Origin of the sequence: Parageobacillus sp. G301 (assembly GCF_030268025.1) — a bacterium.
Classification (GTDB): Bacteria; Bacillota; Bacilli; order Bacillales; family Anoxybacillaceae; genus Parageobacillus_B; species Parageobacillus_B toebii.
The window spans coordinates 975655-1002304 of record NZ_BSDB01000002.1; the positions used below are offsets into that span (position 1 = coordinate 975655).

The window sequence follows — 26650 nt, forward strand, 5'->3', positions numbered from 1 at the left end:
GGACACGATGAATACACTCAAATTGCAACAGCTATTGCAGCAATTTTTCATTGAAGATATTGGTGAACACGATATTACGAGCGAAATGATTTTTCCAGAGAATGAATGGGCAACAGGAACGTTTACGGCGAAGGAAGATGGGGTGTTAGCGGGGACAGATATTATTACGATAGGATATCGTCTATTGCATCCAGGCATCGATGTAACGCTTTATAAACGTGATGGCGAACAAGTAAAAAAAGAGGAGACGATTGCCGTTGTATCTGGGCCGGTTATTCCGCTATTGACAGGGGAGCGCGTTATATTAAATTTGCTGCAGCGAATGAGCGGCATCGCTACGTTAACACATCAAGCGGTAATGATACTAAACAGCAGTCATACGCGCATTTGTGACACGCGAAAAACAACGCCGGGCTTACGGATGTTAGAAAAGTACGCCGTTGTATGCGGAGGAGGCTATAATCATCGTTTTGGTTTGTACGACGGTGTCATGATTAAAGATAATCATATCGCTTTTTGCGGTTCGATTACGAAAGCGGTACGGGCGGTGCGCGCAAAGCTTGGTCATATGGTCAAAATCGAAGTGGAAACGGAAACGAAAGAGCAAGTGTTAGAAGCGGTGGAGGCGGGGGCTGATGTCATTATGTTTGATAATCGTACTCCAGAGGAAGTGCGCGAGTTTGTCTCGCTAGTGCCAAAGCCGATTGTCACCGAGGCGTCTGGCGGGATTACATTAGAAAACCTCGCTGCGTACGGAACAACTGGCGTAGATTATATTTCGCTCGGTATGTTGACACATTCTGCTAAAGCGCTAGATATTAGTTTTCATTTGCAAGGATGGAATAGGGGGAGAAAATAATGAACGTGCTAGAAGTAATGAAGCGGCTTGACGATATGCCGGAAAGTTATAAAACGATGAGCATGGAAGAGATGGAAGTACGTGTTCGGGCAATAAAAGAGCGATTTGGAAAAAGATTGTTTATCCCGGGACATCATTATCAAAAAGACGAAGTGATTCAATTTGCCGATGCGACAGGCGATTCGCTGCAGCTTGCGCAAGTAGCGGCGCAAAATAGTGAAGCGGAATACATTGTATTTTGTGGTGTACATTTTATGGCAGAAACGGCAGACATTTTAACGGGTGACCATCAAAAAGTCATTTTGCCGGATATGCGGGCCGGATGCTCGATGGCTGATATGGCGGACATTACACAAGTGGAGCGAGCGTGGCCGATATTGCAAGAGCTGTTTGGTGACACGATTTTGCCGTTAACATACGTGAATTCAACGGCGGCGATTAAAGCGTTCGTTGGACGCCGCGGCGGCGCGACCGTTACTTCCTCGAACGCGAAAAAGATGGTCGAATGGGCGTTTACGCAAAAAGAGAGAATTTTCTTTTTGCCAGATCAGCATTTAGGCAGAAATACAGCCTATGAGCTTGGAATTTCGTTAGACGAGATGGCGGTATGGGATCCGCATACGGATCGTTTAGAATACAAAGGCGATATAAAGAAAGTAAAAGTGATTCTTTGGAAAGGACATTGTTCCGTTCACGAAAACTTTACTGTCCGTCATATTGAATATATTCGTCGGACAAAGCCGGATATGAACATTATCGTTCATCCGGAGTGCAGCTGGGATGTTGTACAGCAAGCCGACTATGCTGGTTCCACGAAATACATTATTGAAACGATCCGAAACGCTCCTTCCGGAAGCAAATGGGCGATTGGCACGGAAATGAATTTGGTGAACCGCCTGATGCACGAACATCCAGATAAAGAAATTATTTCGCTAAATCCGTATATGTGCCCATGTCTCACGATGAACCGCATTGACTTGCCACATTTACTATGGGCGCTTGAATCGCTTGAAAGAGGGGAAATTGTTAACCAAATTACCGTTCCCCCGCTAATTGCAAAAGATGCGGCGCAGGCGCTTGCGCGGATGCTGGCGCTGGCGTAAAGGAAAAAGTGAACTAATCATCCTGTCAGACAGTGATATTCCGCTGGGCAGGATGATTTTTTTATCATAAAACAACGGCTTTTATCATAAATTGTGTTGAAGGATGATGGTGACAACAAGCGGAAGCTGAGATACAACGTTAATAGTTTCGGGTTAGGAGGGGAACGGAGTGAAAATCCATATTGTCCAAAAGGGCGATACGCTTTGGAAAATTGCGCAAAAGTATGGGGTCGATTTTGAGCAGCTAAAGAAAATGAACGGTCATTTGAGCAATCCAGATATGATTATGCCAGGAATGAAAATTAAAGTACCGACTGCGGGGGTTCCGGTAAAAAAAGAAGCGCCGAAAAAAGAAACAAAAATAAATATGTCTCCAAAAAAGGAAACGAAAATAAATGTGGCTCCAAAAAAAGAAATGGAAAATATGGAACACCCGTATGCCAATACAAAACCATTTGTGTCTGTGAACATTGAGGCGGAGTTTTCGGAGCCTATAAAAGAAGAAAAGGTAAACAAGGCTCCCGAGGCAGTGGTGAACGAAGCGCCGAAAGCACCGATCAAGGAAGCACCGAAAGCACCGATCAAGGAAGCGCCAAAAACACCGATCGAGGAAGCACCGAAAGCGCCGATCAAGGAAGCGCCAAAGGCACCGATCAAGGAAGCGCCAAAAGCGCCGGTGAACGAAGGGCCGAAATCAGATAATGCCGCACTAGGTTCTAAGGAAAAGCAGTTCAACATTCCACCGTTATCGCATACGATTCCACCAGTAACGCCAAACGTAAATATTAACTTTTCTAATGCGATTTCTAATGTTCCGCCGATTCCGCCAAAACCAGAAAATATTTTACCAGGAATCATGAAACAAGAATTAGAAAGCCCGGCTGAGGCGGTAGAAGAAAAAGAATTAGCAGCGGATGATGATACACCACCAGAACTTCCAAAAGCTCCATATGTTCCGATGATGCAGCAGCCATATGCGATGGGAGGAGCGCCTGTTGCCCCAATGCCACCACAGCCGTGTGGCCCGGTAACTCCTATTTTACCAGGTGCAGGGCATTATTTTCCACCTATGCCAACCATGCCAGTTAACTATCCAACATATCTACAACCATCAACATACGGGGATGCGGAAAGTGGTTATCATCCATTTCCTGGTATTGAAGAAAGCGGCAGCGAATCAGGTGAAGTGCCACTAATGCCAGGGCATACATCACCAACAGTAAATCCGGCATCGGCAAATATGCCACCATTTCCTTCATATTCACCTGCTTCTTCTTATCCGATTATGCCATGTGCACCGATTTTACCAGTAATGCAAGGATATGGATGGCATCCAGCGTTTTATCCATACATGCCGCCGGCGTCGTACGGCTACTATCCGCCAGCTGCACCTGCTCCTTATCCATATCCGGTGGCGGGACCGGCATATCCATTCACACAAGCACCAACCACTTCAGCGTTTCCTCGTACGGAAGAACAATTATTTACAGAACCGCATGACGAGGAGAGTAACGATTATTGGTGAACAATAAGCAAAAAAGAGACGATGTAGCAGGTCGTCTCTTTTTTCTTCTGCGAAACGAATACGGCTTACGTGTGAAAAATATAAAAACAGTCAAACATAACGTATGGGTAGTTACAGCATGCGAAGGATATTGGGTGATCAAACGGTATCGAACCCTTTTCGAAGCGATGAGACAAGCGCTATTTATGCAATCGTTAAGAAAGGCGGGTTTTGTTCATGTTCCTGCCATATATACCACTTTGGGGAAAAATGGTGTATTTTTCTTTGAAGGCGTCTTTTGGACGATGCAAACATATATTTCTGATGCAGAAAGATTATCATTCGCTCGTCAACAAGATATCGCCGATGGACTGGAATTGTTACAAACATATCATTCCATCGCCAGGCTGTTAATAAAAATTCCGTTGTTTCAAACGATTGTTCCGTACTACCATTTATATGGCATGTGGCAGCGCCGCTATTATGATTTTTATGCCCATTTATCATTAATTGAACGAATAATGGATAAAGAAGATATCGCTTGGACGATTCGACATGCGGAATATTGCCTCTCCACATTTGCAAGCTATATGCCGTCGTTAGCAGCGGAGCCTGTTACGATTATTCACGGCGATGTCGCTTCCCATAATTTTTTGCGGACAAAAGAAGGAATGATCTATTTAATCGACTATGATACGGTTGCCATTGCTTCGCCAGGCATCGATTATTTGCAGTATGCGAGCCGTATTTTGCCACATTTGCAATGGTCTTTTTCACAGTTATATCAATTTCCTGTCTTTTCATTTTGGCTTACAAAACCATGGTTTTTGCATGCTCTTTTATTTCCGGCAGATATTATGCGTGAATGGCGCTTTGCGTTACAACATAACAAGCCTCTTTCGATTGCGCGGAAAGAACGTAATCAGTTTGTCCGTAAAATTATCGATATGATAAAATAAAACATATATAGGATTTTTCGTGAAAGGAAGTCGAAAAACAAATGGAAGAAAAAATTGAAAAACTTATTCAATGGCTGCGCGACCAAGTAGCGAATGCCGGATTGAACGGAGCGATTGTTGGAATTAGCGGCGGCATTGACTCAGCAGTTGTCGCTCACTTAATTAAACGTGCGTTTCCGAAAAACTCGCTCGGATTGATTATGCCATGTAAAAGCAATCCGAAAGATATGGAAGATGCATTAAAAGTGGTGGAAAGCTGCGGCATTAAACACTTGATCATTGATTTAACCGAAACGCATAACCTGTTATTTGGAGAAGTGGAAAAACAACTGAAAGAAAAAGGAGAATGGAATGAAGAAACAGCGCGTTTAGGTGATGCGAACACAAGAGCGCGCCTTCGCATGACAACATTATACGCGGTTGCCAATAATTATGGATATATGGTAGTCGGCACCGATAATGCAGCGGAATGGTATACGGGGTACTTTACCAAATATGGGGACGGCGGAGTCGATTTAGTGCCGCTCGTTCATTTTACGAAAGGAGAAGTGCGGGAGATGGCGCGCATTCTTGGCGTTCCAAACGAAATTATTACAAAAGCGCCAAGCGCAGGATTATGGGAAGGGCAAACAGATGAAAATGAAATGGGGACAACCTACGAGATGATTGATAAATATTTAAAAGGAGAAGAAATTCCGGAAAAAGACCGGCAAATTATTGAGCGTTTGCACAAGCGTTCACAACATAAACGCCAGTTGGCCATTGCACCGCCAAAATTCTAATTCTACCGTTAACTGACACCGATAAAACCCCCTTTTCTTCGCCAAGCTAATAATAAGGCCGGAATATGTTTTTTGGCCTGGTGCGAGCGAAGGAAAACAAGGGGGTTTTTCGATTGAAAAACGCAATGAAAATCATCGGGGCTATTTCTGTCTTAAGCATGATGACTGCATGCGCCAATTACGCCGACAACGATGATAGACGCTACAATGATGCAGCGCGTCCGATCGGGTATTATTCCACGGAGCGTTATGCTGATGACTTCCGTTACGGACAATATGGAACAAATGCGACTAATTATGATAACAGCTATATATTAAGCCGTCGCGGACCAGCGGCCGATTTTTTCGATACAGACAATAACCGTGCACGTATTCCGGGAATTACCCGTTTTGATACGGATACGCCTGCGCTTCCGCTCGATGCTGATTTCAGTGATGCGGACCGCAACTACCATGGGCATTTAAATTCGATGGAAAGTAAAACAACTCCTTCTTACTATAGGAAGTATGACGGACGATTGGCGGAAACGATCTCCCGCCGCGCCGCTGCGGTAAGAGGAGTAAACGATGCCCGGACGCTTGTTTACCGTGATCATGTGCTTGTTGCGATTTCGACCAATTCCAAATACGCAGATCACGTGAAGCGTCTTGTTGCCCAAGCGGTTGCACCGCATACGAAAGGCAAACATGTGCGCATCGTTTCCAATCCTAGCATGTACAACCGCGTCCGTACGATCGACAACGACATCCGCCGCGGCCGGCCAATGGAAGAAATCGAACGTGATTTAAAAACGATTTTTATTGATGGAAAAATTAACGAACGTCCTGCAAATACACGTTAATGTGAAAAAGTGGGGACACCTAAAAAGGTGTTCCCATTTTTGTGGAACATAGCCGAGAAGGCTTCTTCTTCAACGAAGAAAATCGGCTGTGTAGGAGAAGAATCCGCCTATTTTTGTTATATGACATTTTCCTGTTTTTTTGGTATAGTAATATCGGAAATTTCGTTGCGATGAGAGGAGAAATTTCGATGGCTGGACATTCGAAGTGGAAGAACATTCAACGCCGTAAAAATGCGCAAGATGCAAAGCGCGGCAAATTGTTTATGAAATTGGCGAAAGAAATTTATGTAGCGGCTAAAACGGGCGGAGGCGATCCAGCATCCAATCCAGCCTTGCGCCTTGTTATTGAAAAAGCAAAGGCTGCGAACATGCCAAACGAAAATATTGAGCGTGCAATAAAAAAGGCGACAGGAACACAAGAACATACGAATTACGAAGAAGTTCGCTATGAAGGATACGGACCTGGCGGCGTTGCCGTGATGGTCGTCTGCTTAACCGATAATAAAAACCGTACCGCTTCGAACGTGCGGGTAGCCTTTTCAAAAAATGGCGGCAATTTAGGGGAAACCGGCTGCGTTTCTTATTTGTTTGACCGAAAAGGACTTCTTGTCATTGCCCGCGAAGGACTTGACATCGATGAAGATGACATGCTTCTTCAAGCGATTGAAGCGGGAGCGGAAGAAATGGAAACAACCGAAGATTCGTTTGAAATTTATACAACACCGGAAGCATTTGAAGAAGTAAAAGAACAATTAGAGAAAAACGGCTTTACGTTTGCTAGCGCTGAAATTACAATGATTCCACAAACATATACCACGCTTGCTGGCGATGATCTAAAGAAAATGCTAAAACTGATCGATACCCTTGAAGATGACGACGACGTCCAAGAAGTGTACCACAATTTGGACGAATCGGTGTTGGAAGAGCAATAATTGAAATAATGCCCTATGCTGGCTGCATAGGGCATTATTTTTTGGCGTTTGTCGCAATAATAACAACGGAAAAGAAGAAAAAGAAAATTGCTTTGATAAGAAACGCGGAATCGGTGCAAAGGATAAAACTTCTCACATTGGTGAAAATAGAAATAAGCATATTGTTTATTTTACCTGGAAAGAGAGGAAAAGGAGATGCGAATTCTTGCCACTTTCTTCATTACGATCGCTTCCTATGCACTGTTCATACAGGTTGCTTTTGCTGCGCCATCTTCCGTAAAAATGACGATTATTTTAGAGCAGCAATATTTAGACGGAGAAGTGAGCCAAGAAACAAAAGAAGAAACCGTTGTTTCCATGAAAGATATATGGAAAAAATATAAAGACTGGCAGCTTGTGAATATGGATGATCAAACAATAGTATTTCGCAAAACAGTGAATGATATTTCCCCATTATTAAAGGCGAACGGTTATTTTGGAATTACCGAAGATGGAACATTATCTATTTTTGAAGGCAAACCTGCTCATTCTACACGGGTTATTCAATCATTTTTTCAAATTGATGTAAAAAAACTCGAAAGCCGCCAGCATCAGCAACTGAAAAAAGGAATTCGCGTCGTCTCCAAGTCACAGTATAAAGATATTATCGAAACATATCGTCATTTTGCTTTAATACGTTAGAAAGGCTTATCGCTAGGGTAAGTCTTTTTTATTTTCTAAATAGGAATATACATTCGCTTTTTGTTATAATGTAATGGTATGGTACAATGGAAGGCAGGAAAGAAAAGGAGAGGAGTACAGCGTTGATTGAATTTGTCCGCGGATACGTTGATTATGTTTGCCCTGAATATATTGTGATCGACAACAACGGCATTGGGTATCAAATCTTTACACCCAATCCGTTTTCGTTTCAAGAAAGCCGTGATACAATCGTAACAGTTTATACATACCAATATGTTCGTGAAGATGTGCTTGCTTTGTACGGATTTCGTACCCGTGAGGAACGAACGTTGTTTGCGAAACTATTGCAAGTTTCAGGAATTGGCCCCAAAGGCGGATTAGCGATTTTAGCAGCGGGACGGCCCGAGCAGCTTGTCGAAGCAATTGAACAAGAAAATGAAGCGTTTTTATGCAAGTTTCCGGGGGTCGGAAAAAAAACAGCGCGGCAAATGATTCTCGATTTAAAAGGGAAGCTTACTACTTTTACTGCTAGAATATATCCAGATTTGTTTGATTCCCAGGAAGAAGCGGCACAACCTCATTTATCTGCTCTCGAGGAGGCGATCGAAGCGTTAAAAGCGCTTGGTTACGCAGAACGGGAAATTCAAAAGGTAGTACCGTCGTTAATGAAAGAAAACTTATCGACAGATCAATATGTGAAACGAGCGCTTCAGCAATTGTTAAAATAGGGAGGGGAGAGAAATGGAAGAACGCCTTGTTTCCGGTGATGCCCACCGTGAAGACGTTTCGCTGGAATATAGTCTCCGCCCGAAGTTTTTGCATGAATATATTGGACAAGATAAAGTGAAAGACAATTTAAAAGTATTTATTGAAGCGGCAAAAATGCGGGAAGAAACTCTTGATCATGTGCTGTTGTACGGACCTCCCGGGTTAGGAAAGACAACGTTAGCAGCGATTATTGCGAATGAAATGGGGGTTCATCTTCGCACGACTTCCGGGCCGGCGATTGAGCGCCCAGGAGACTTAGCGGCAATTTTAACTTCTTTGGAGCCGGGCGATGTGTTGTTCATTGATGAAATTCATCGTCTGCACCGTTCTGTCGAAGAAGTGCTGTATCCGGCAATGGAAGATTATTGTTTAGATATCGTCATTGGAAAAGGACAAACTGCCCGGTCGATCCGCATTGATTTACCTCCGTTTACGCTTGTCGGTGCTACGACAAGAGCCGGTGCTTTATCTGCTCCGCTTCGTGACCGTTTTGGAGTGATTAGCCGATTAGAGTATTATACACCTGAACATCTTACGCAAATTGTGATGCGAACAGCAGAGATTTTGCACGTGGACATTAAGGCAGAAGCCGCGTTGGAAATCGCTCGGCGCTCGCGAGGCACACCGCGCATCGCGAATCGTCTTTTGCGACGCGTTCGTGATTTTGCTCAAGTGCGGGGAGACGGAACGATCACATTTTCGTTGGCGAAAGAGGCGCTAGAGCTATTGCAAGTCGATCGATTAGGTCTTGATCATATCGATCATAAATTAATGAAAGCGATTATGGAAAAGTTTGCTGGTGGGCCGGTTGGCATTGATACGATTGCCGCAACGATCGGCGAAGAGGTGCAGACCATTGAAGATGTATATGAACCATATTTATTGCAAATTGGCTTTTTACAGCGCACCCCGCGCGGCCGTATCGTTACCCCTATTGCTTACGAACATTTTGGAATGGAGGTTCCAAAACAATGAATAGCCTGCCTAAGCTTATCATGACGATTGGAGTTGTTCTCATTATTGTCGGTTTTCTCATGCAGTTTATTAAACTAGGCCGGCTTCCGGGAGATATTATTATTCGGAAAGGGAATACAACTTTTTATTTTCCGGTTGTTACGTCTATTTTGATAAGCATCGTGTTGTCGCTCATTTTTTATGTGCTTGGGCGATTTCGTTAAAAGAAAGGAAAGATGAGAAGAATGAAAATAGATTTGTTTGACTTTGAGCTGCCAGAAGAGTTAATTGCACAAACACCGCTATTAAACCGTGACGCATCACGGTTAATGGTGCTCGATAAAAAAACCGGCGAAATTCGCCATGAAACCTTTCGAAACATTTTATCGTATTTGCGCGAAGGGGATTGTCTCGTTCTTAACGATACACGTGTGATGCCGGCGCGGCTTTATGGGGAAAAAGAAAATACTGGCGCCAATATCGAGGTGCTGTTATTAAAACAATTGGAAGGAGACCGATGGGAAACATTGGTCAAACCAGCAAAACGAGTAAAAGTTGGCACGGAAATTACTTTCGGCGATGGACGGCTGAAAGCGACATGTGTCGATACGCTTGAGCATGGGGGGCGTATCTTGGAATTTTCTTATCAAGGCATCTTTTATGAAGTGCTTGAACAGCTTGGGGAAATGCCGCTTCCACCGTATATTAAAGAAAAATTGGATGACCCGGAGCGTTATCAGACTGTATATGCCCGTGAAGTGGGTTCAGCGGCGGCGCCGACAGCCGGCCTTCACTTTACGGAACAGCTTCTTGACGATATACGCGCCAAAGGAGTGCATATCGCATTTATTACTCTCCACGTTGGGCTTGGTACGTTCCGTCCAGTCAACGTTGAAAACATTGAAGAACATGATATGCATGCCGAATTTTATCAGATGACAGAAAAAACAGCGCGATTGTTAAACGAAGTGAGACAGCAAGGAGGACGCATTATTGCTGTCGGTACGACGTCTACACGCACGTTAGAGACGATTGCGTCAAAACATAACGGCGCATTTGTGGCGGAAAGCGGTTGGACGGATATTTTCATTTATCCAGGCTATGAATTTAAGGCAATCGATGGATTAGTAACAAACTTTCATTTGCCGAAATCAACGCTTATTATGCTTGTCAGCGCTCTTGCCGGCCGCGAAAATATTTTACGGGCATACAATGCGGCGGTGAAAGAGCGGTATCGATTCTTTAGTTTTGGCGATGCAATGTTGATTATTTAAGAAAGGAGATCGTTGGGTTGACATCACCAATTCGTTTCGAACTCATTAAAACATGTAAACAAACGGGGGCGCGGCTTGGGATTCTTCATACGCCGCACGGTTCGTTTGAAACACCGATGTTTATGCCGGTTGGGACGCTGGCAACCGTGAAAACATTATCGCCGGAAGAATTAAAAGAAATGGGCGCCGGCATTATTTTGAGCAATACGTATCATCTCTGGCTGCGGCCAGGGCACGAAATTGTAAAAGAAGCCGGAGGCCTTCATTCGTTTATGAACTGGGACCGCGGTATTTTAACGGATTCCGGCGGTTTTCAAGTGTTTAGTTTAAGCGAATTTCGGAGAATTGAGGAAGAAGGGGTATACTTCCGAAATCATTTAAATGGAGATAAACTATTTTTATCTCCGGAAAAGGCGATCGAAATACAAAATGCGCTTGGTTCAGACATTATGATGGCGTTCGATGAATGTCCCCCATATCCGGCAACATATGAATATATGAAACAGTCCGTGGAACGAACAAGCCGCTGGGCGGAGCGTTGTTTAAAAGCGCACAAGCGCCCGAATGAGCAAGGATTATTCGGTATTGTGCAGGGCGGAGAATTTGAAGATCTTCGCAGACAAAGCGCACAAGACTTAGTGTCGCTGGATTTTCCGGGATATGCTGTCGGCGGCTTATCCGTCGGTGAGCCGAAAGAAGTGATGAATCGTGTGCTCGAGTTTACGACACCGCTCTTGCCGGCGAATAAACCGCGTTACTTGATGGGAGTCGGTTCTCCGGATTCGCTCATCGACGGGGCGATTCGCGGCATTGATATGTTTGACTGCGTGCTTCCGACACGTATTGGCCGCAATGGAACAGTAATGACGAGCCAGGGGCGTGTCGTCATTAAAAATGCACAGTACGCCCGCGATTTTTCACCGCTTGATCCTAATTGCGACTGCTATACGTGCCGCAATTATACACGCGCATATATTCGCCATCTCATCAAATGTGATGAAACATTTGGAATTCGTTTAACTTCTTACCATAATGTCTATTTTTTGATAAAATTAATGGAGCAAGTAAGACAAGCGATTCGCGAAGACCGCCTTGGGGATTTTCGCGAGGAATTTTTCGAGCAATATGGCTTTAATAAACCAAATGCGAAAAACTTTTAGAAAGAGGGGAAATGGATGACAGCGACAATTGTAAATTTACTTCCAATTATTTTGTTTTTTGTCATTTTTTATTTCTTGCTGCTTCGGCCGCAGCAAAAGCGGCAGCGTGCGATTCAGCAAATGCAGGCTAATTTAAAAAAAGGGGATAAAATCATCACCATTGGCGGACTGCATGGGATCATCGATTCGGTCGATGAAGATAAAGTTGTCATTCGCGCAGGCGACGGCACGCGTCTTACATATGACCGCTCGGCGGTGCGCGAAGTGGTGACGGAAAAAGAGAATAAGTAAACGAAGACGGCTACCTTTACTTGGGAAAGGTAGCCGTCTTCGTTTAATTGCGTGATGCGGCTAGGTTTACACCGACAATGCCGCCAAGCGCCGCTGCGACAAAAAAGATTAGATGATATAACCATTGTTCAATAGTGAATGATTTTTCCAATCCCAAAAATTGAAATACTAATACGATGAATGTAAATAATAAACTTGTTCCCCCGCCAATTAGCCAGCCTCTTTCTTTTCCTTTTCCACCAGCTACAACCCCGCCAATGAACATGGAAAGAAGCGACCCGGCAAAAATAATCCATGTTAACGAAGGTTCTTGTATGTCTGTCCATTTCAGTATGAGAGATAAAAAGAAGCTAATGAGAGCCGCCAATAAGAAAATAGTTACAACCCCATAAACAATGGCTGTTCCCCATTTTGTCATCTCATTCCCCCCTGTCGCCCGATAAATAAGTTTCACCAAAATATATTCCTATTCGGACATGTTTAGAAGTTTATTTACGATTTTTTTTCGCAAAAAAAGCACCAATTGCCGGAATATGTGCAAGCTCTTCTCGTTTGACCAATTGAAAAATAATCAGCAGAAGCAAGTAAACGATGGTGGTAACGGTAATAGAAGCCAACGTTCGTATAGGCAGTGGGAACATGAAGAAAGAATGGTGAAATGATATATACCCACTAATACCTGCTATAGTGATGGATAAACAAGCCTTGACATATTCGAGTGGGTAAATAGAGTAAGATACTACTTTTATGATCGTTGCAAAATGAAGCAACGTGACTAACACAGTGTTGATCGCAACGGCCAATGCTGCTCCCATAATTCCTAAGCTCGGTTGGGTTGCTAAGGCGAAAATACAGACAATTTTTACGGCTGCGCCAATTAAGCTATTTGTCATCGCTGCTTTCGCTAAATCAAGAGCCTGCAATACTGCCTGCAGCGGACCTTGAAAGTAATAAAATAGAAAAAATGGTGCCATCACTTTGACAAAAATAGTCGCTTCACTTGTACCGTACATCAGTTGCATGAGCGGTTCTGCAAATACATATAAGACAACGACAGAGAGCCCGCCTGTGACGAGAGAAAGACGCATTGCTTGCTGAATGCGATGTTCAACCAATAATGTTTGTTTTTGTGCCATTGCTTCACTGATTGCTGGAACAAGAGAGGTGGATAGTGAATACGTAATAAAAGACGGCAGCATTAATAATGGAAGAGCATAGCCAGTCAGCTGACCATATTGTTTTGTAGCTAGCGTTGTTGCGACTCCGGCCATTGCCAAGCTGTTTGCAACGACAATCGGCTCCAAAAACCACGAAAGAGAGCCAATTAAACGGCTTCCTGTCGTTGGCAAAGCGATGCGCATTAAACTTGCAAACGTTTCTTTTCCTGCCTTGACATATTGAATAAACTTTGTTCGTAGTTTAATGGATTTTTTTAATTTAAACATGTAAAGCAAATATAATAATGACATGAATTCACCAATAACAGATGAAAACATCGCACCTGCAGCAGCATATTCAATGCCATACGGCAATAATGCTTTTGTACAATAGGCAATCAAACTAATGCGAACGATTTGTTCTAAAAGCTGTGAATATGCGTACGGCTTCATTTGCTGTTTTCCTTGGAAATAACCGCGTAACACAGAAGAAACCGCTATGATTGGGACGACAGGAGCAATAGCGATTAACGGATAATAAGTGCGTGGGTCAGTAAATAATGTTCGTGATAAAAATGGTGCAAGCAGTATCATAGTAGGGAAGAAGATAACGCTAAGTATACTTGTAATCGTTAAAGAGACAACAAGAATTTTTTTCACTTTTTGTCGATCGCCAACCGCTTCGGCTTCTGCAACTAGTTTCGAAATGGCGACAGGGAGCCCCATTTGCGTGATCGTAATGGCTAACACAAGCGTTGGCATCGCCATCATGTACAATCCAACGCCTTCCTCGCCAATAACGCGGGCGACGACAATGCGGTTGACAAATCCAAGTGCTCTTGTAATCAAACCAGCAACGATTAAAATCATCGTTCCTTGTAGAAATTTAGACATCTCGTCTCCCTACCTTCTCAAATGTCATGATCTTTTATACAATTAACTATATGCAATACATATAAACAAGCATGACAAGTTTTCAGAGGGAGAAGGCGAGAGAATGGAAAAGGAAAAACAAAAAGAACTGCGAGAACAGCTGATGCCCGCATTGCAATGCAAGTATGATGAATTTCGCCTGCTTGGTTATAAACAGGTGACGATGGATCAAATATGGGGTTGTCTAGTTCAAAAGAAATGGAAAAATTTTAAAGAAGAAAGAAAGTTATTTGAGCTTGCCAACGATATTTTATCGCTACAAATCGGCGAGTACATGTCATTTATTACGATGCAATCATATAAAGAACAGCGCTCTTCTGGAAATGATGATTTAGAAGCAGTGTTAAATGAATTATTATAGTGATGTAGAAAATTGACAGTTTCCGTTAACTGTTTCATAATTGGATTATTGAGAAAAAACAAGCGCTCGCAAGCATTGTTTTTCGGTGTAAGAGAAGTTTTCTTTTTTTCAAAATTAATCTAGTAAGTAATTCTAGCTGAGTGGCAATCACGAAAAGTAAGTGGTAAGACGAGTTGAAGGAGGACTTTTTTATTATGGTAAAACGCAGTCGCATTGTCGCGTTTTTCCTGTTGCTTTTGCTTTTTGCAGGAGTGATGGGGCCGACGATTCAAGGAATTTTACATAACATTAAATTAGGTCTTGATTTGCAAGGCGGCTTTGAAGTGCTGTATGAAGTAAAGCCAGCGAAAAAGGGAGATAAAATTGACAAAGAAACATTAAAAAGCACGGTGAGCGCGCTAAACAAACGGATTAACGTGCTCGGTGTGAGCGAGCCAAACATTCAAATAGAAGGAAAAAATCGGATTCGCGTGCAGCTTGCGGGGATAAAAGATCAAAATCAAGCGCGCGAGATTTTATCGACGCAGGCAAAATTAACGTTTCGCGACGTGCATGATAACGTGTTAATGGATGGAAGCGATCTTGTTCAAGGCGGAGCAAAGCTGTCCTTTGACGAAAACGGGAAACCGAGTGTTGCCATTAAATTAAAAGATGCGGATAAATTTAAACAAGTGACAGAAAAAGTATATAAAATGGGACCGCCAAATAACTTATTGGTCATTTGGCTGGATTTTAAAGAAGGAGAAGATTCCTACGCGAAAGAAGCGGGAAAAGCAGATCCAAAATTTATTTCCGCGGCAGCGGTAAACCAAGTATTTGCCCAAACAGATGTCTCCATCGTAGGCAATTTCACCGTTAAGGAGGCACAGCAATTAGCTGACCTGCTTAATGCTGGCGCGCTTCCAGTCGAGTTAAAAGAAATTTACTCGACATCGGTCGGGGCGCAGTTTGGCCAAAATGCCCTGCAAAAAACAATTTTTGCCGGCATTGTAGGGGTTGCCGCGATTTTCCTCTTTATGATTTTGTTTTATCGTTTGCCAGGGGTTATCGCTGTCATTACATTAACTGTTTATATTTACCTTATTTTGCTTATCTTTGATTGGATGAACGGCGTATTGACATTGCCGGGAATTGCCGCCCTTGTTTTAGGTGTCGGGATGGCGGTTGATGCCAATATTATTACGTATGAGCGGATTAAAGAGGAAATTAAGCTAGGCAAGTCGGTTATGTCGGCATTCCGTTCTGGGAATAGAGGATCGTTGGCGACAATTGTGGATGCGAACATTACGACGATTATTGCCGGTATTGTTCTCTTTATTTACGGGACAAGCTCAGTAAAAGGGTTCGCAACGATGCTGATCATCAGCATTTTAGCAAGCTTCATCACCGCGGTGTACGGCACGCGCCTGTTGCTTGGCCTGCTTGTCCATAGCCGCTGGCTGAACAATAAGCCAGGCTATTTCGGTGTAAAAAAATCGGAAATCTTAAATATCGCCGAAACAACGGATCATACGGAAGTACCGACAAAATTTGATCGTTTGGACTTCGTAAAACATAGTAAAAAGTTTTTCATTTTTTCTGGTTTGCTAACGGTGATCGGGATTATTGCCTTATTAACGCTGAAGCTTAATCTTGGCATCGATTTTACGAGCGGCACGCGCATAGAAGTAATGAGTGATAAACCAATTAATGTTCAGCAGTTAAAAGAAGAGTTTCAAAAGCTTGACTTAAAACCGGAGGACATCGTATTATCAGGCGAGCATAATAATATCGGTGTTGCTCGTTTGATCGGCGTGTTAAGCAAAAAAGAAATTGCGGAGCTAAAAGCACATTTTAAACAGCAATATGGTTCAGAGCCGAACGTCAGCACGGTATCTCCGGTTATTGGAAAAGAATTGGCGCGTAACGCATTGATCGCTGTGCTCATTTCGTCCATTGGGATTATTATTTATGTGACGATTCGTTTTGAAATATATATGGCGCTTGCCGCGATCGTGGCGCTTCTTCACGATGCGTTTGTCATCGTCACCTTTTTCAGCTTGACTCGTTTAGAAGTTGACTTAACGTTCATTGCTGCGGTGTTAACGATTATCGGTTATTCGATTAACGATACGATCGTTACTTTTGACCGCGTCCGTGATTTACTGAAAAAACGCAAAGTGAAAACGGTGGATGATTTAAAACATATCGTCAACAGAGCATTGCAACAAACGCTTACTCGTTCCATTAACACGGTGTTAACGGTCATCTTTACCGTTGTTGCTCTCTTGATCTTCGGCAGTGAAGCGATTCTCAACTTTAATATCGCCCTTTTCGTTGGTTTAATATGCGGGGTTTACTCTTCTTTATTCATCGCCGCGCAATTATGGATTGTTTGGAAAGGCAACCAATTGAAAAAAGGAAAGACGAAAAAACGTTCAGAAAAAGAATTGGAACCACAAGTATAACGAAAAGCGGAAGGCAAAAAATGCCCCATGTTTTTATGGGGCATTTTTGTTTTATGTCTTATATTATCGATTGGACGAATAAATGGTTAGCCCGCGTATCATTCAAAAAAACCAATAACTTCATTGCTCACCCTTTTTTCCTTTTTGTATAATAGGAAGAGTTGAGGTGGGATACATGTTAATAGCAAAAACACGTTGGGATGTGAAACGTCCTGACGAAAATATCGTAACGCATTTAGTAGAACAGTCGCATATGGATCCGTTGATTGCGAAGCTTCTTGTTCATCGTGGAGTTCGTACGGTAGAAGAGGCGAACGCGTTTTTATATCCGCTGAAACAACCGTTTCATGATCCGTTTTTGCTAGATGGGATGGAACGGGCAATTGAGCGGATTCAACGGGCGATACAACATGGAGAGCATATTTTGGTATATGGTGATTATGATGCCGACGGCGTAAGCAGCACGACGGTAATGGTTAGTGCTCTGAAGGAAGCTGGCGCCATTGTGGATTTTTACATTCCCAATCGATTTACCGAAGGATACGGTCCGAATGAGAATGCATTTCGTTGGGCAAAGGAGCAAGGATTTTCTCTGATTATCACGGTCGATAACGGCATTGCTGCAGTGAAGGAAGTGGCGCTTGCCAATGAGCTTGGTATGGATGTCATTATTACAGATCATCATGAAGTGGGACCGGCGTTGCCGGAAGCATATGAAATTATTCATCCGAAAAAGCCCGGCAGTACATACCCGTTTCGTGAATTAGCGGGCGTCGGAGTAGCATTTAAAGTTGCCCACGCATTGCTTGGGGATGTGCCGCGTCATTTTTTAGATGTCGTAGCAATTGGAACGATCGCTGATCTCGTTTCTCTTACCGGAGAAAATCGGCTGTTGGTTGCGCAAGGGCTTGAACAGTTGCGAAATACGAAACGTATTGGATTGCGTGCATTGTGTAAACAATGTGGAATAGAAGCAAAAGAAATTAACGAACAGACGGTTGGGTTTGTTATTGCGCCGCGGATGAATGCAGTTGGCCGGTTGGGAGAAGCAACCCCTGCTGTCAGATTGTTAATGACGGAGAAAGAAGAGGAAGCACAAAGACTTGCGAAAGAAATGGATGATTTAAATCGGGAGCGGCAGCAGCTTGTCGCGAAAATAGCGGAGGAAGCGGCACAAATAGTAAATGAACAATTTCCGCCATCCGAAAATAAAGTGCTTGTGATCGCAAAAGAAGGATGGAATCCAGGGGTCATTGGCATTGTTGCTTCCCGATTGGTTGAACAATTTTACCGTCCGACGATTGTTTTGAGCATTGATTCCGAGAAAGGAATTGCAAAAGGTTCGGCGCGAAGCATTCATGGGTTTGATATGTTTTCAAGCTTATCGACATGTCGCGATATTTTGCCACATTTTGGCGGGCATCCAATGGCGGCGGGAATGACATTATCGGTTGATCATATTGATGAATTGCGTCAGCGTCTCAACGCACTTGCCGATGATATGTTGACAGCCGATGATTTTACCCCAATTACACCGATTGATGCAGTTTGTTCCGTATCTGATTTAACGCTTTCGGTAGCCGAACAGCTTGAAAAGTTTGCTCCGTTTGGTGTAGATAACGCAAAGCCTCTTTTTTTAATGGAAAATGTATCAGTGGAAACGATCCGACGCATCGGGGCTGACCAGTCGCATTTAAAGGCTGTTTTCTCCCAAAATGGCGCTGCGATTGATAGCGTCGGGTTCGGCTTTGGTTATTTGTGCGATGAAATCGCTCCAGATGCGAAAGTGTCCGTGGTTGGCGAGTTAATGGTGAATGAGTGGAACAATCTTCGCAAACCGCAGCTAATGATTTGCGATGTTGCGGTGCATGAATGTCAATTGTTTGATATTCGCGGTATGCGCGATGTACGGCCACTGATTGCGTCTCTTCCGAAAGATAAGCGGATGTTGATTATGTTTCGGGAAGGTACGGCAGATGCATTAGGGCTTGAAGCATATAAAGAAGAGATTTACTACACGGCCTCAGTGGAAGAAGCGTCGCGGCTTTGTTTAGATAACCGGTACGTTGTGCTGTTAGATATGCCAACGTCTTTGGAAATCATAAAAATGTTGTTACGTTCTAGTTTACCTGCGCGCATTTATGCGTTATTCTATCAAAGGGAGACTCATTTTTTTCGCACGTTGCCAACGCGTGATCATTTTAAATGGTTTTATGCGTTTTTGAGAAAAAAAGGTGTGTTTAACTTGGCTAAGTATGGTGGCGAGTTAGCACGTGCGCGTGGATGGACAGAAGAAACTGTCCGGTTTATGGCAAAAGTATTTCTCGAGCTGGAATTTATTACGCAACAGGATGGAGTTGTATCGCTTGTTCCTCAACCGGCTAAACGCGATTTAAGCGAATCGCCGACTTATCGCTTTAAACAAGCTCAGTTTGAGCTTGAAAATCTATTTTTGTATTCAACATATGAACAATTAAAGCGTTGTCTTTTCGAAATGAAAGGTTCGCAAACATACGAGGAGGCAAATGTGTAATGGACTTGAAACAATATGTTACAATTGTTCCAGATTTCCCTAAACCTGGGATTATGTTTAAAGATATTACCACATTGATGGATAAAGGCGAAGTATATAAATATGCGACAGATCAAATTGTGGAGTACGCGCGCGAAAAGAAAATTGATATTGTTGTTGGACCTGAAGCGCGAGGATTTATTATTGGCTGTCCTGTTGCGTATGCACTTGGTGTAGGATTTGCTCCGGTGCGCAAGGAAGGAAAGCTTCCGCGCGAAGTAGTTCGTGTGGAATACGGATTAGAATATGGAAAAGATGTATTGACGATGCATAAAGATGCGATTAAACCGGGACAACGCGTGTTAATTACAGATGATTTATTGGCGACAGGCGGAACGATTCGCGCTACGATTCAACTTGTCGAACAGCTAGGCGGTGTGGTAGCTGGCATTGCTTTTTTAATAGAGCTTACCGAGCTTGAGGGACGCAAAAAATTAGAAGGTTATGATATTTTAGCACTTATGCAATTCTAACCATCGACATAGCTGTCATATTTCGTTACAATAAATAAAAAGGGCACTCTAGTGAGTGCTCTTTCTTATTAGTTTCTAATGGTGGTAATTGTTAGCATGAAGCAGCAAGCGTTGCATAACTCTTTACATTATAAAAAATTTTCATGATAATAGTAATCAATACATGATTTTATTATACGTAAAGGTGATTTGATCCTATGGCCAACGAACAGGTATTAACAGCGGAACAAGTCTTTGAGCAGGCAAGTTGCTATTTGTCTGAAAGAGATGTCGAATTTATTAAGAAGGCGTATGAATTTGCTAACCACGCTCATCGCGATCAATATCGCAAATCGGGAGAACCATACATTATTCATCCGATTCAAGTTGCCGGCATTTTAGTAGATTTAAAAATGGATCCTGCCACGATCGCAGCTGGATTTTTGCATGACGTTGTCGAAGATACGGAGGCAACGAAGGAAGATTTGGAACGGGAATTCGGCAGCGAAGTGGCGATGCTCGTAGATGGCGTGACAAAGTTAGGAAAAATTAAATATAAATCCCAAGAAGAACAGCAAGCGGAAAACCACCGGAAAATGTTTTTGGCAATGGCGCAAGACATTCGTGTCATTCTCATTAAATTAGCGGATCGCCTCCATAATATGCGGACACTGAAGCATTTGCCGATCGAAAAACAGCGGAGAATTGCAAATGAAACGTTAGAGATTTTTGCGCCATTGGCACACCGCCTTGGAATTTCCAAAATTAAGTGGGAACTGGAAGATACCGCCCTTCGCTACTTAAATCCGCAGCAATATTACCGCATCGTGAATTTAATGAAGAAAAAACGGGCCGAACGCGAGCAATATTTGGAAGAAGTCATTCAGGAAGTGCGTGAACGGCTGAACGAAGTTTCTATTCCGTGCGAAATTTCCGGAAGACCGAAACATATTTATAGCATCTATCGCAAAATGGTCATGCAAAATAAACAGTTTAATGAAATTTACGATCTGCTCGCTGTCCGCATTATTGTTAACAGCATTAAAGACTGCTATGCCGTATTGGGCATCATTCATACATGTTGGAAGCCGATGCCGGGGCGTTTCAAAGATTATATTGCGATGCCAAAACCGAATATGTATCAATCGCTTCACACAACGGTGATTGGTCCAAAAGGAGAACCGCTAGAGGTACAAATTCGCACGTTTGAGATGCATCAAATCGCTGAGTTCGGAATTGCTGCGCACTGGGCATATAAAGAAGGAAAGACGATTAAACCAAATTCGTTTGAAGAAAAATTATCATGGTTCCGTGAAATTTTAGAATGGCAAAACGATGCGAGCAACGCCGAAGAATTTATGGAATCGCTGAAGATGGATTTATTCTCCGATATGGTGTTTGTGTTTACGCCAAAAGGAGATGTCATCGAATTGCCGGCCGGTTCGGTGCCGATTGATTTCGCCTATCGCATCCATTCGGAAATTGGCAATAAAACGATCGGCGCCAAGGTCAACGGCAAAATGGTGCCGCTCGATTACAAGCTGCAGACAGGCGACATTGTCGAGATTCTGACTTCGAAGCACTCGTACGGGCCAAGTCAAGATTGGCTGAAGCTGGCGCAAACGTCCCATGCGAAAAATAAAATCCGTCAGTTTTTCAAAAAGCAAAGACGGGAAGAAAATATTGAAAAAGGAAGAGAGCTTGTCGAAAAAGAAGTCCGCAGCCTCGGATTTGATGTCAAAGAAATTTTAACGGCGGAAAACGTCAAGCGCGTTGCCGAGAAATTCAATTTTTCCAACGAAGAGGATATGTACGCCGCGGTCGGTTATCATGGGATTACCGCGGCGCAAATTGCTCACCGTTTAACAGATAAATGGCGAAAGCAGCGTGATTTGGAAGAACAACAGAAAAAATTTACAGAGACAATATCAGAAACGAAAATACCAACTGCAAAGAAACGCGATTACGGCATTCGCGTGCAAGGAATGGACAACTTGCTTATTCGTTTGTCGCGTTGCTGTAATCCAGTTCCTGGGGATGAAATCATCGGCTTTATTACAAGAGGACGCGGAATCTCGGTTCATCGTGCTGATTGTCCAAATGTGCAGACAGAAGAGGCATTAGACCGCTTAATTTCGGTGGAATGGGAAAGTGATGCACAATCAAATCGCGAATATAACGTGGAGATTGAAATTACTGGTTTTGACCGCCGTGGGTTGTTAAACGAAGTGCTACAAGCGGTAAATGAAACGAAAACGGACATTTCGGCTGTTTCAGGAAGATCTGATCACCGCAATAAAATCGCAACTATTCATATGACGATTGCCATTCGCAATATTAGCCATTTACAAAAAGTGGTCGATCGAATTAAACAAATACCAGATATTTACTCAGTACAGCGAATCATGAATAATTAGAAAGGAAAAGTGTGATGAGAGTAGTAGTACAACGGGCAAAACATGCAAAAGTGACAGTGAATGGGGAAGTTGTCGGTTCCATTGACCATGGTCTTGTTCTTCTGGTTGGCGTCACTCATAGCGATACGGTCGAAGACGCAGCGTTTATTGCAGATAAAATCGCACATTTGCGCATTTTCGAGGATGAATCCGGAAAAATGAATCTCTCCGTGCTGGACGTTGGCGGAGAAATTTTATCCGTATCGCAATTTACCTTGTATGGCGATTGCCGAAAAGGCCGGCGCCCGAACTTTATGGAAGCGGCGAAACCGGATCGTGCATTGCCAATTTATGAAGCGATGAACGCAGCGCTTCGTCAAAAAGGCATCCGGGTTGAAACGGGAAAGTTTGGAGCGATGATGGAAGTGGAATTAATTAATGATGGTCCTGTCACTTTGATTGTAGAAAGTAAGGAAAAAGCGGGGAACAAATAATGTTCGCCCGCTTTTTTTTATCCTTTCAAAGCGGCCAAATTCTTTTTTTATTTTTTATCTAAATGGGAAAAAATAAATAAAAGAATATAGCACAGAGGAAGGATGAGCAAAATTGCGGCATAGCGCGAAAGGAGAGTTTGCGCATCGAAGAGCAAGTGAACTGTTTCATATTGATTTTCACGAATTTATGAGAAAAGAGGCGGAACATACAGCATTTGAATTAGCGTCAGAGTTTGGATTGACGCTAAGAGACGTACAAAAACTAAAAAAACAACTGTTTCGTTCTTGAAAAGTGTCATTTTCTCCTTGACAAAATGAATTTTCATTCGTAAGATAGGTTATAAAAATTGTATATAATAACAACCAATGACGGAGAAAAGTAGTTAAGAATACACATGGCCAGAGAGGAAATGCCTTAGGCTGGAAGCATTTCTCCATGATGACTTAACGAAAGACACTCCGTAGGTTTCCCTTTGAACGCGTCATTTGCGCCAGTAAAAGGGAACGCGAATCTCGCGTTATCGGTAATAAGTGGAAGCTTTTTGCTTCAATTAGGGTGGCACCACGGGAACAACGCTCTCGTCCCTATTTATAAGTAGGGAAGAAGGGCGTTTTTATTTTTGGAGAAGGAGGGTTTGTTTATGGCTTTTCAAATTCCGCGAGGAACGCAGGATATTTTGCCTGGTGAAGTAGAAAAGTGGCAATATGTTGAAAAAATAGCGCGTGATATTTGCAAACGTTACAATTACCATGAAATTCGCACTCCGATCTTTGAACATACCGAATTATTTTTGCGCGGTGTTGGCGATACGACGGATATTGTGCAAAAAGAAATGTATACGTTTGAAGACCGGGCGGGAAGAAGCATGACGCTTCGTCCGGAAGGGACTGCGCCGGTTGTGCGTTCGTTCGTTGAAAATAAAATGTACGGCAATCCAAATCAGCCAATTAAGTTATATTACATAGGTCCGATGTTCCGCTACGAACGGCCACAGGCAGGGCGGTTCCGTCAATTTGTTCAATTTGGTGTGGAAGCGATTGGAAGCAATGATCCGGCGATTGACGCGGAAGTTATTGCAATGGCGATGGAATTGTATCGATCGTTAGGATTAAAAAAATTAAGACTGGTCATTAACAGCCTAGGGGATGTAGAAACCCGAAAAGCGCATCGTCAAGCGCTGATCGATCATTTTAAAAGCCGGATTCATGAACTTTGCGAAGATTGCCAGGTGCGTCTGGAAAAAAATCCGCTTCGCATTTTAGATTGCAAAAAAGACCGTGACCATGAATTAATGGCAACGGCGCCATCGATTCTCGATTATTTAAACGATGAATCGCGGCATTATTTTGAAAAAGTAAAAGCTTACTTAACGAAATTGGGAATTCCATTTGAAGTAGATCCTCGCCTCGTACGCGGATTAGATTATTATCATCATACGACGTTTGAAATTATGAGTGATGCAGAAGGATTTGGCGCGATTACAACGTTATGCGGTGGAGGTCGCTATAGCGGGTTGGTGCAAGAAATAGGCGGGCCAGAAACACCTGGGATTGGATTTGCGCTAAGTATTGAGCGGTTGCTCGCCGCTTTAGATGCAGAAGGGATTACATTGCCGATTAGCGAAGGCATTGATTGCTATGTTGTCGCTGTTGGCGAAAAAGCAAAAGATGAGTCCGTATTACTTGTTCACAAGCTGCGAAAAGCTGGAATTGTCGCTGATAAAGATTATCAGGACCGGAAAATAAAAGCGCAATTAAAATCGGCAGACCGCTTGAACGCCAAGTTTGTGGCGATTCTCGGCGACGATGAACTCGCAAAAGAAGTAATCAATATAAAAGAGATGAGCACAGGAGAGCAAACAGAAGTACCGCTACATTCTGTCGTCGATTATTTAAAAGAAAGATTGTCGCAGGAGGGTTGAAATCGTGTTTGGAAGGACATATTATTGCGGTGAAATCACCGAAAAGGCGATTGGGGAAAAAGTGGTTTTAAAAGGTTGGGTACAAAAACGCCGCGACCTTGGCGGGCTGATTTTTATCGATCTTCGTGACCGGACGGGAATCGTGCAAGTCGTGTTCAGCCCGGAAGTGTCAAAAGAAGCGCTGAATGTGGCAGAAAAAGTGCGGAATGAATACGTGCTGAGCGTGGAAGGCACCGTCGTTGCCCGTGAGGAGGGAACGATCAATCCAAATCTTCCAACAGGAAAAATTGAAATTCAAGCAGAGCGTATAACCATCATTAACGGAGCAAAAACACCGCCGTTTGTCATCGCGGATCAAACGGACGTAGCTGAAGAAGTGCGCCTTAAATATCGTTATTTAGACTTGCGCCGCCCGGTTATGTTTCGTACTTTGCAATTGCGGCACCGAGTGACAAAGGCTATTCGCGACTTTTTAGACGGAGAAGGCTTTTTGGAAGTGGAAACGCCAATTTTAACGAAAAGCACGCCGGAAGGGGCGCGTGACTATTTAGTGCCAAGCCGCGTTCATCCAGGCGAGTTTTACGCGCTTCCGCAATCGCCGCAAATATTTAAGCAGCTCTTAATGGTAGCGGGATTCGAACGATATTATCAAATTGCTCGTTGTTTCCGTGACGAAGACTTGCGAGCGGACCGTCAGCCAGAGTTTACCCAAATTGATATTGAAACATCGTTTATGAGCCAAGAAGAGATTATGCAGCTAACGGAACGAATGATGGCATATGTCATGAAAATGGCGAAAGGAATCGACATTTCCTTGCCATTCCCGCGCATGTCTTACGATGAGGCAATGAGCCGTTATGGTTCGGACAAGCCGGATACGCGCTTTGGTCTAGAACTTGTCGATGTATCGGAAATCGTGAAGAATTCTTCCTTCAAAGTATTTGCAGGCGCCGTTGCAAACGGAGGACAAGTAAAGGCGATTAATGTAAAAGGAGCAGCAGATCAATATTCGCGCAAAGACATCGACGCGCTAGCTGAGTTTGTCGCGCGTTACGGGGCAAAAGGACTGGCGTGGTTGAAAGTGGAAGAAGATGGATTGAAAGGACCAATCGCTAAATTTTTCACAGAAGAAGAACAAAACGGACTGATTCGAACGCTTGAGGCAGAAGCCGGCGATTTATTGCTGTTTGTTGCCGATCATAAGACGGTGGTTGCCGATGCGCTTGGCGCGTTGCGTGTAAAACTTGGAAAAGATTTAAATTTAATTGATGAAACGAAATTTAATTTCCTTTGGATTACAGACTGGCCACTGTTAGAGTATGATGAAGAAGACGGGCGTTATTACGCGGCGCATCATCCGTTTACCATGCCAGTGCGTGAAGACTTGCCACAATTAGAGACAAATCCAGAAAAAGTACGAGCACAGGCATATGACCTTGTGTTAAACGGCTATGAACTCGGCGGCGGTTCGATGCGTATTTTTGAGCGGGAAGTTCAGGAAAAGATGTTTCGCGCCCTAGGATTTACGGAAGAAGAAGCGCGTAAGCAGTTCGGTTTCTTATTAGAAGCATTTGAATATGGCACCCCGCCGCATGGAGGGATTGCGCTAGGCTTGGACCGTCTTGTCATGTTGCTGGCAGGACGAACGAACTTGCGCGATACTATCGCATTTCCAAAAACAGCAAGTGCAAGTTGCTTGCTAACAGAGGCGCCAAGCCCAGTTAGTGAACAACAGTTAGAAGAATTACGTTTAGTTGTTAACTTGGAAAAAAAGAGTGAGCGATATCGGCTATTTCATTGAAAAGAT

At 43.3% G+C, this 26650-nt stretch carries 25 protein-coding genes and 1 other annotated feature; of the genes, 23 read left to right on the forward strand and 2 right to left on the reverse strand.

Going from position 1 to position 26650, the window contains the following annotated elements; all coding sequences use genetic code 11:
- Positions 1-7 precede the first annotated feature (7 nt).
- The 14 genes from nadC to yajC all read left to right on the forward strand — a co-directional run bounded on the left by nadC (position 8) and on the right by yajC (position 12109).
- Positions 8-859, forward strand: coding sequence for a carboxylating nicotinate-nucleotide diphosphorylase (gene nadC / locus QSJ37_RS13670; RefSeq protein WP_015864638.1), 852 nt, complete (start codon positions 8-10; stop codon positions 857-859).
- Positions 859-1962, forward strand: a complete 1104-nt coding sequence (nadA, locus tag QSJ37_RS13675; protein WP_015864637.1) for a quinolinate synthase NadA — start codon at positions 859-861, stop codon at positions 1960-1962. The genes nadC and nadA overlap by 1 nt, the downstream gene beginning before the upstream one ends.
- 169 nt (positions 1963-2131) lie before the next feature.
- A complete protein-coding gene (gene safA / locus QSJ37_RS13680; protein ID WP_285755637.1) occupies positions 2132-3487 on the forward strand; it encodes a SafA/ExsA family spore coat assembly protein in 1356 nt (451 codons plus the stop codon).
- On the forward strand, positions 3484-4425 hold the full coding sequence (locus tag QSJ37_RS13685) for a phosphotransferase (RefSeq protein ID WP_285755638.1): 942 nt from the start codon (positions 3484-3486) through the stop codon (positions 4423-4425). The genes safA and QSJ37_RS13685 overlap by 4 nt, the downstream gene beginning before the upstream one ends.
- A 41-nt stretch (positions 4426-4466) precedes the next feature.
- Positions 4467-5207, forward strand: coding sequence for an NAD(+) synthase (gene nadE / locus QSJ37_RS13690; protein WP_285755639.1), 741 nt, complete (start codon positions 4467-4469; stop codon positions 5205-5207).
- A gap of 113 nt (positions 5208-5320) precedes the next feature.
- Complete coding sequence (locus QSJ37_RS13695) at positions 5321-6049, forward strand: YhcN/YlaJ family sporulation lipoprotein (RefSeq protein ID WP_285755640.1); 729 nt, start codon at positions 5321-5323, stop codon at positions 6047-6049.
- Positions 6050-6237: 188 nt separating this feature from the next.
- Positions 6238-6981 carry a YebC/PmpR family DNA-binding transcriptional regulator gene (locus tag QSJ37_RS13700; protein ID WP_097354790.1) on the forward strand — a complete coding sequence of 248 codons (744 nt, stop codon included), beginning with the start codon at positions 6238-6240 and terminating at the stop codon, positions 6979-6981.
- A gap of 195 nt (positions 6982-7176) precedes the next feature.
- Positions 7177-7662, forward strand: a complete 486-nt coding sequence (locus tag QSJ37_RS13705) for an intercompartmental signaling factor BofC (RefSeq protein WP_285755641.1) — start codon at positions 7177-7179, stop codon at positions 7660-7662.
- A gap of 122 nt (positions 7663-7784) precedes the next feature.
- Positions 7785-8390, forward strand: a complete 606-nt coding sequence (gene ruvA / locus QSJ37_RS13710) for a Holliday junction branch migration protein RuvA (RefSeq protein WP_285755642.1) — start codon at positions 7785-7787, stop codon at positions 8388-8390.
- Positions 8391-8403: 13 nt separating this feature from the next.
- The gene (ruvB, locus tag QSJ37_RS13715) at positions 8404-9405 is read left to right on the forward strand and encodes a Holliday junction branch migration DNA helicase RuvB (protein WP_285755644.1); all 1002 of its coding nucleotides are present in this window, start codon (positions 8404-8406) and stop codon (positions 9403-9405) included.
- Positions 9402-9608 carry a DUF2905 domain-containing protein gene (locus QSJ37_RS13720; protein ID WP_285755646.1) on the forward strand — a complete coding sequence of 69 codons (207 nt, stop codon included), beginning with the start codon at positions 9402-9404 and terminating at the stop codon, positions 9606-9608. Before ruvB ends, QSJ37_RS13720 begins: the two co-directional genes overlap by 4 nt.
- A gap of 21 nt (positions 9609-9629) precedes the next feature.
- Entirely contained in the window at positions 9630-10658 is a 1029-nt protein-coding gene (gene queA, locus QSJ37_RS13725) for a tRNA preQ1(34) S-adenosylmethionine ribosyltransferase-isomerase QueA (RefSeq protein ID WP_285755647.1), read from the forward strand.
- Between the two features lie 17 nt (positions 10659-10675).
- On the forward strand, positions 10676-11818 hold the full coding sequence (tgt, locus tag QSJ37_RS13730; RefSeq protein WP_285755648.1) for a tRNA guanosine(34) transglycosylase Tgt: 1143 nt from the start codon (positions 10676-10678) through the stop codon (positions 11816-11818).
- Between the two features lie 15 nt (positions 11819-11833).
- Positions 11834-12109, forward strand: a complete 276-nt coding sequence (yajC, locus tag QSJ37_RS13735) for a preprotein translocase subunit YajC (RefSeq protein ID WP_285755649.1) — start codon at positions 11834-11836, stop codon at positions 12107-12109.
- Between the two features lie 43 nt (positions 12110-12152).
- On the opposite strand, the gene QSJ37_RS13740 is transcribed toward yajC, so the two are convergent.
- Positions 12153-12527: a TIGR04086 family membrane protein gene (locus QSJ37_RS13740; protein ID WP_285755650.1), complete on the reverse strand. Its 375-nt coding sequence runs from the start codon at positions 12525-12527 to the stop codon at positions 12153-12155.
- Between the two features lie 70 nt (positions 12528-12597).
- A complete protein-coding gene (spoVB, locus tag QSJ37_RS13745; protein ID WP_285755652.1) occupies positions 12598-14160 on the reverse strand; it encodes a stage V sporulation protein B in 1563 nt (520 codons plus the stop codon).
- 103 nt (positions 14161-14263) lie between these two features.
- On the opposite strand from spoVB, the gene QSJ37_RS13750 reads away from it, so the two are divergent.
- The 9 genes from QSJ37_RS13750 to aspS all read left to right on the forward strand — a co-directional run bounded on the left by QSJ37_RS13750 (position 14264) and on the right by aspS (position 26644).
- Positions 14264-14560, forward strand: a complete 297-nt coding sequence (locus QSJ37_RS13750; RefSeq protein WP_285755654.1) for a post-transcriptional regulator — start codon at positions 14264-14266, stop codon at positions 14558-14560.
- 194 nt (positions 14561-14754) lie between these two features.
- Entirely contained in the window at positions 14755-17007 is a 2253-nt protein-coding gene (gene secDF / locus QSJ37_RS13755) for a protein translocase subunit SecDF (protein WP_062753018.1), read from the forward strand.
- Positions 17008-17182: 175 nt separating this feature from the next.
- Positions 17183-19540 (forward strand): single-stranded-DNA-specific exonuclease RecJ, encoded by a 2358-nt coding sequence (gene recJ, locus QSJ37_RS13760; protein WP_285755656.1) that lies wholly within the window; start codon positions 17183-17185, stop codon positions 19538-19540.
- Positions 19540-20052, forward strand: coding sequence for an adenine phosphoribosyltransferase (locus QSJ37_RS13765; protein ID WP_015864619.1), 513 nt, complete (start codon positions 19540-19542; stop codon positions 20050-20052). The genes recJ and QSJ37_RS13765 overlap by 1 nt, the downstream gene beginning before the upstream one ends.
- 197 nt (positions 20053-20249) lie before the next feature.
- Positions 20250-22448, forward strand: a complete 2199-nt coding sequence (locus QSJ37_RS13770) for a RelA/SpoT family protein (protein ID WP_285755657.1) — start codon at positions 20250-20252, stop codon at positions 22446-22448.
- 14 nt (positions 22449-22462) lie between these two features.
- Positions 22463-22921, forward strand: a complete 459-nt coding sequence (gene dtd, locus QSJ37_RS13775) for a D-aminoacyl-tRNA deacylase (protein ID WP_285755658.1) — start codon at positions 22463-22465, stop codon at positions 22919-22921.
- A 112-nt stretch (positions 22922-23033) separates the two neighbouring features.
- Positions 23034-23210, forward strand: coding sequence for a hypothetical protein (locus tag QSJ37_RS13780; RefSeq protein WP_015864616.1), 177 nt, complete (start codon positions 23034-23036; stop codon positions 23208-23210).
- Between the two features lie 68 nt (positions 23211-23278).
- Positions 23279-23511, forward strand: a binding site (T-box leader).
- 51 nt (positions 23512-23562) lie between these two features.
- On the forward strand, positions 23563-24843 hold the full coding sequence (hisS, locus tag QSJ37_RS13785; RefSeq protein WP_285755660.1) for a histidine--tRNA ligase: 1281 nt from the start codon (positions 23563-23565) through the stop codon (positions 24841-24843).
- Positions 24844-24847: 4 nt separating this feature from the next.
- A complete protein-coding gene (aspS, locus tag QSJ37_RS13790; RefSeq protein WP_285755662.1) occupies positions 24848-26644 on the forward strand; it encodes an aspartate--tRNA ligase in 1797 nt (598 codons plus the stop codon).
- Positions 26645-26650: the final 6 nt, after the last annotated feature.

What these genes read in the sequence shown, in the direction of transcription:
- nadC (WP_015864638.1), top strand. Translation starts at nt 8, where the DNA reads ATGAATACACTCAAATTGCAACAGCTATTGCAGCAATTTTTCATTGAA.
- nadA (WP_015864637.1), top strand. Translation starts at nt 859, where the DNA reads ATGAACGTGCTAGAAGTAATGAAGCGGCTTGACGATATGCCGGAAAGT.
- nadE (WP_285755639.1), top strand. Translation starts at nt 4,467, where the DNA reads ATGGAAGAAAAAATTGAAAAACTTATTCAATGGCTGCGCGACCAAGTA.
- QSJ37_RS13700 (WP_097354790.1), top strand. Translation starts at nt 6,238, where the DNA reads ATGGCTGGACATTCGAAGTGGAAGAACATTCAACGCCGTAAAAATGCG.
- QSJ37_RS13705 (WP_285755641.1), top strand. Translation starts at nt 7,177, where the DNA reads ATGCGAATTCTTGCCACTTTCTTCATTACGATCGCTTCCTATGCACTG.
- ruvB (WP_285755644.1), top strand. Translation starts at nt 8,404, where the DNA reads ATGGAAGAACGCCTTGTTTCCGGTGATGCCCACCGTGAAGACGTTTCG.
- QSJ37_RS13720 (WP_285755646.1), top strand. Translation starts at nt 9,402, where the DNA reads ATGAATAGCCTGCCTAAGCTTATCATGACGATTGGAGTTGTTCTCATT.
- queA (WP_285755647.1), top strand. Translation starts at nt 9,630, where the DNA reads ATGAAAATAGATTTGTTTGACTTTGAGCTGCCAGAAGAGTTAATTGCA.
- yajC (WP_285755649.1), top strand. Translation starts at nt 11,834, where the DNA reads ATGACAGCGACAATTGTAAATTTACTTCCAATTATTTTGTTTTTTGTC.
- QSJ37_RS13740 (WP_285755650.1), bottom strand. Translation starts at nt 12,527, where the DNA reads ATGACAAAATGGGGAACAGCCATTGTTTATGGGGTTGTAACTATTTTC.
- spoVB (WP_285755652.1), bottom strand. Translation starts at nt 14,160, where the DNA reads ATGTCTAAATTTCTACAAGGAACGATGATTTTAATCGTTGCTGGTTTG.
- QSJ37_RS13750 (WP_285755654.1), top strand. Translation starts at nt 14,264, where the DNA reads ATGGAAAAGGAAAAACAAAAAGAACTGCGAGAACAGCTGATGCCCGCA.
- secDF (WP_062753018.1), top strand. Translation starts at nt 14,755, where the DNA reads ATGGTAAAACGCAGTCGCATTGTCGCGTTTTTCCTGTTGCTTTTGCTT.
- recJ (WP_285755656.1), top strand. Translation starts at nt 17,183, where the DNA reads ATGTTAATAGCAAAAACACGTTGGGATGTGAAACGTCCTGACGAAAAT.
- QSJ37_RS13765 (WP_015864619.1), top strand. Translation starts at nt 19,540, where the DNA reads ATGGACTTGAAACAATATGTTACAATTGTTCCAGATTTCCCTAAACCT.
- QSJ37_RS13770 (WP_285755657.1), top strand. Translation starts at nt 20,250, where the DNA reads ATGGCCAACGAACAGGTATTAACAGCGGAACAAGTCTTTGAGCAGGCA.
- dtd (WP_285755658.1), top strand. Translation starts at nt 22,463, where the DNA reads ATGAGAGTAGTAGTACAACGGGCAAAACATGCAAAAGTGACAGTGAAT.
- hisS (WP_285755660.1), top strand. Translation starts at nt 23,563, where the DNA reads ATGGCTTTTCAAATTCCGCGAGGAACGCAGGATATTTTGCCTGGTGAA.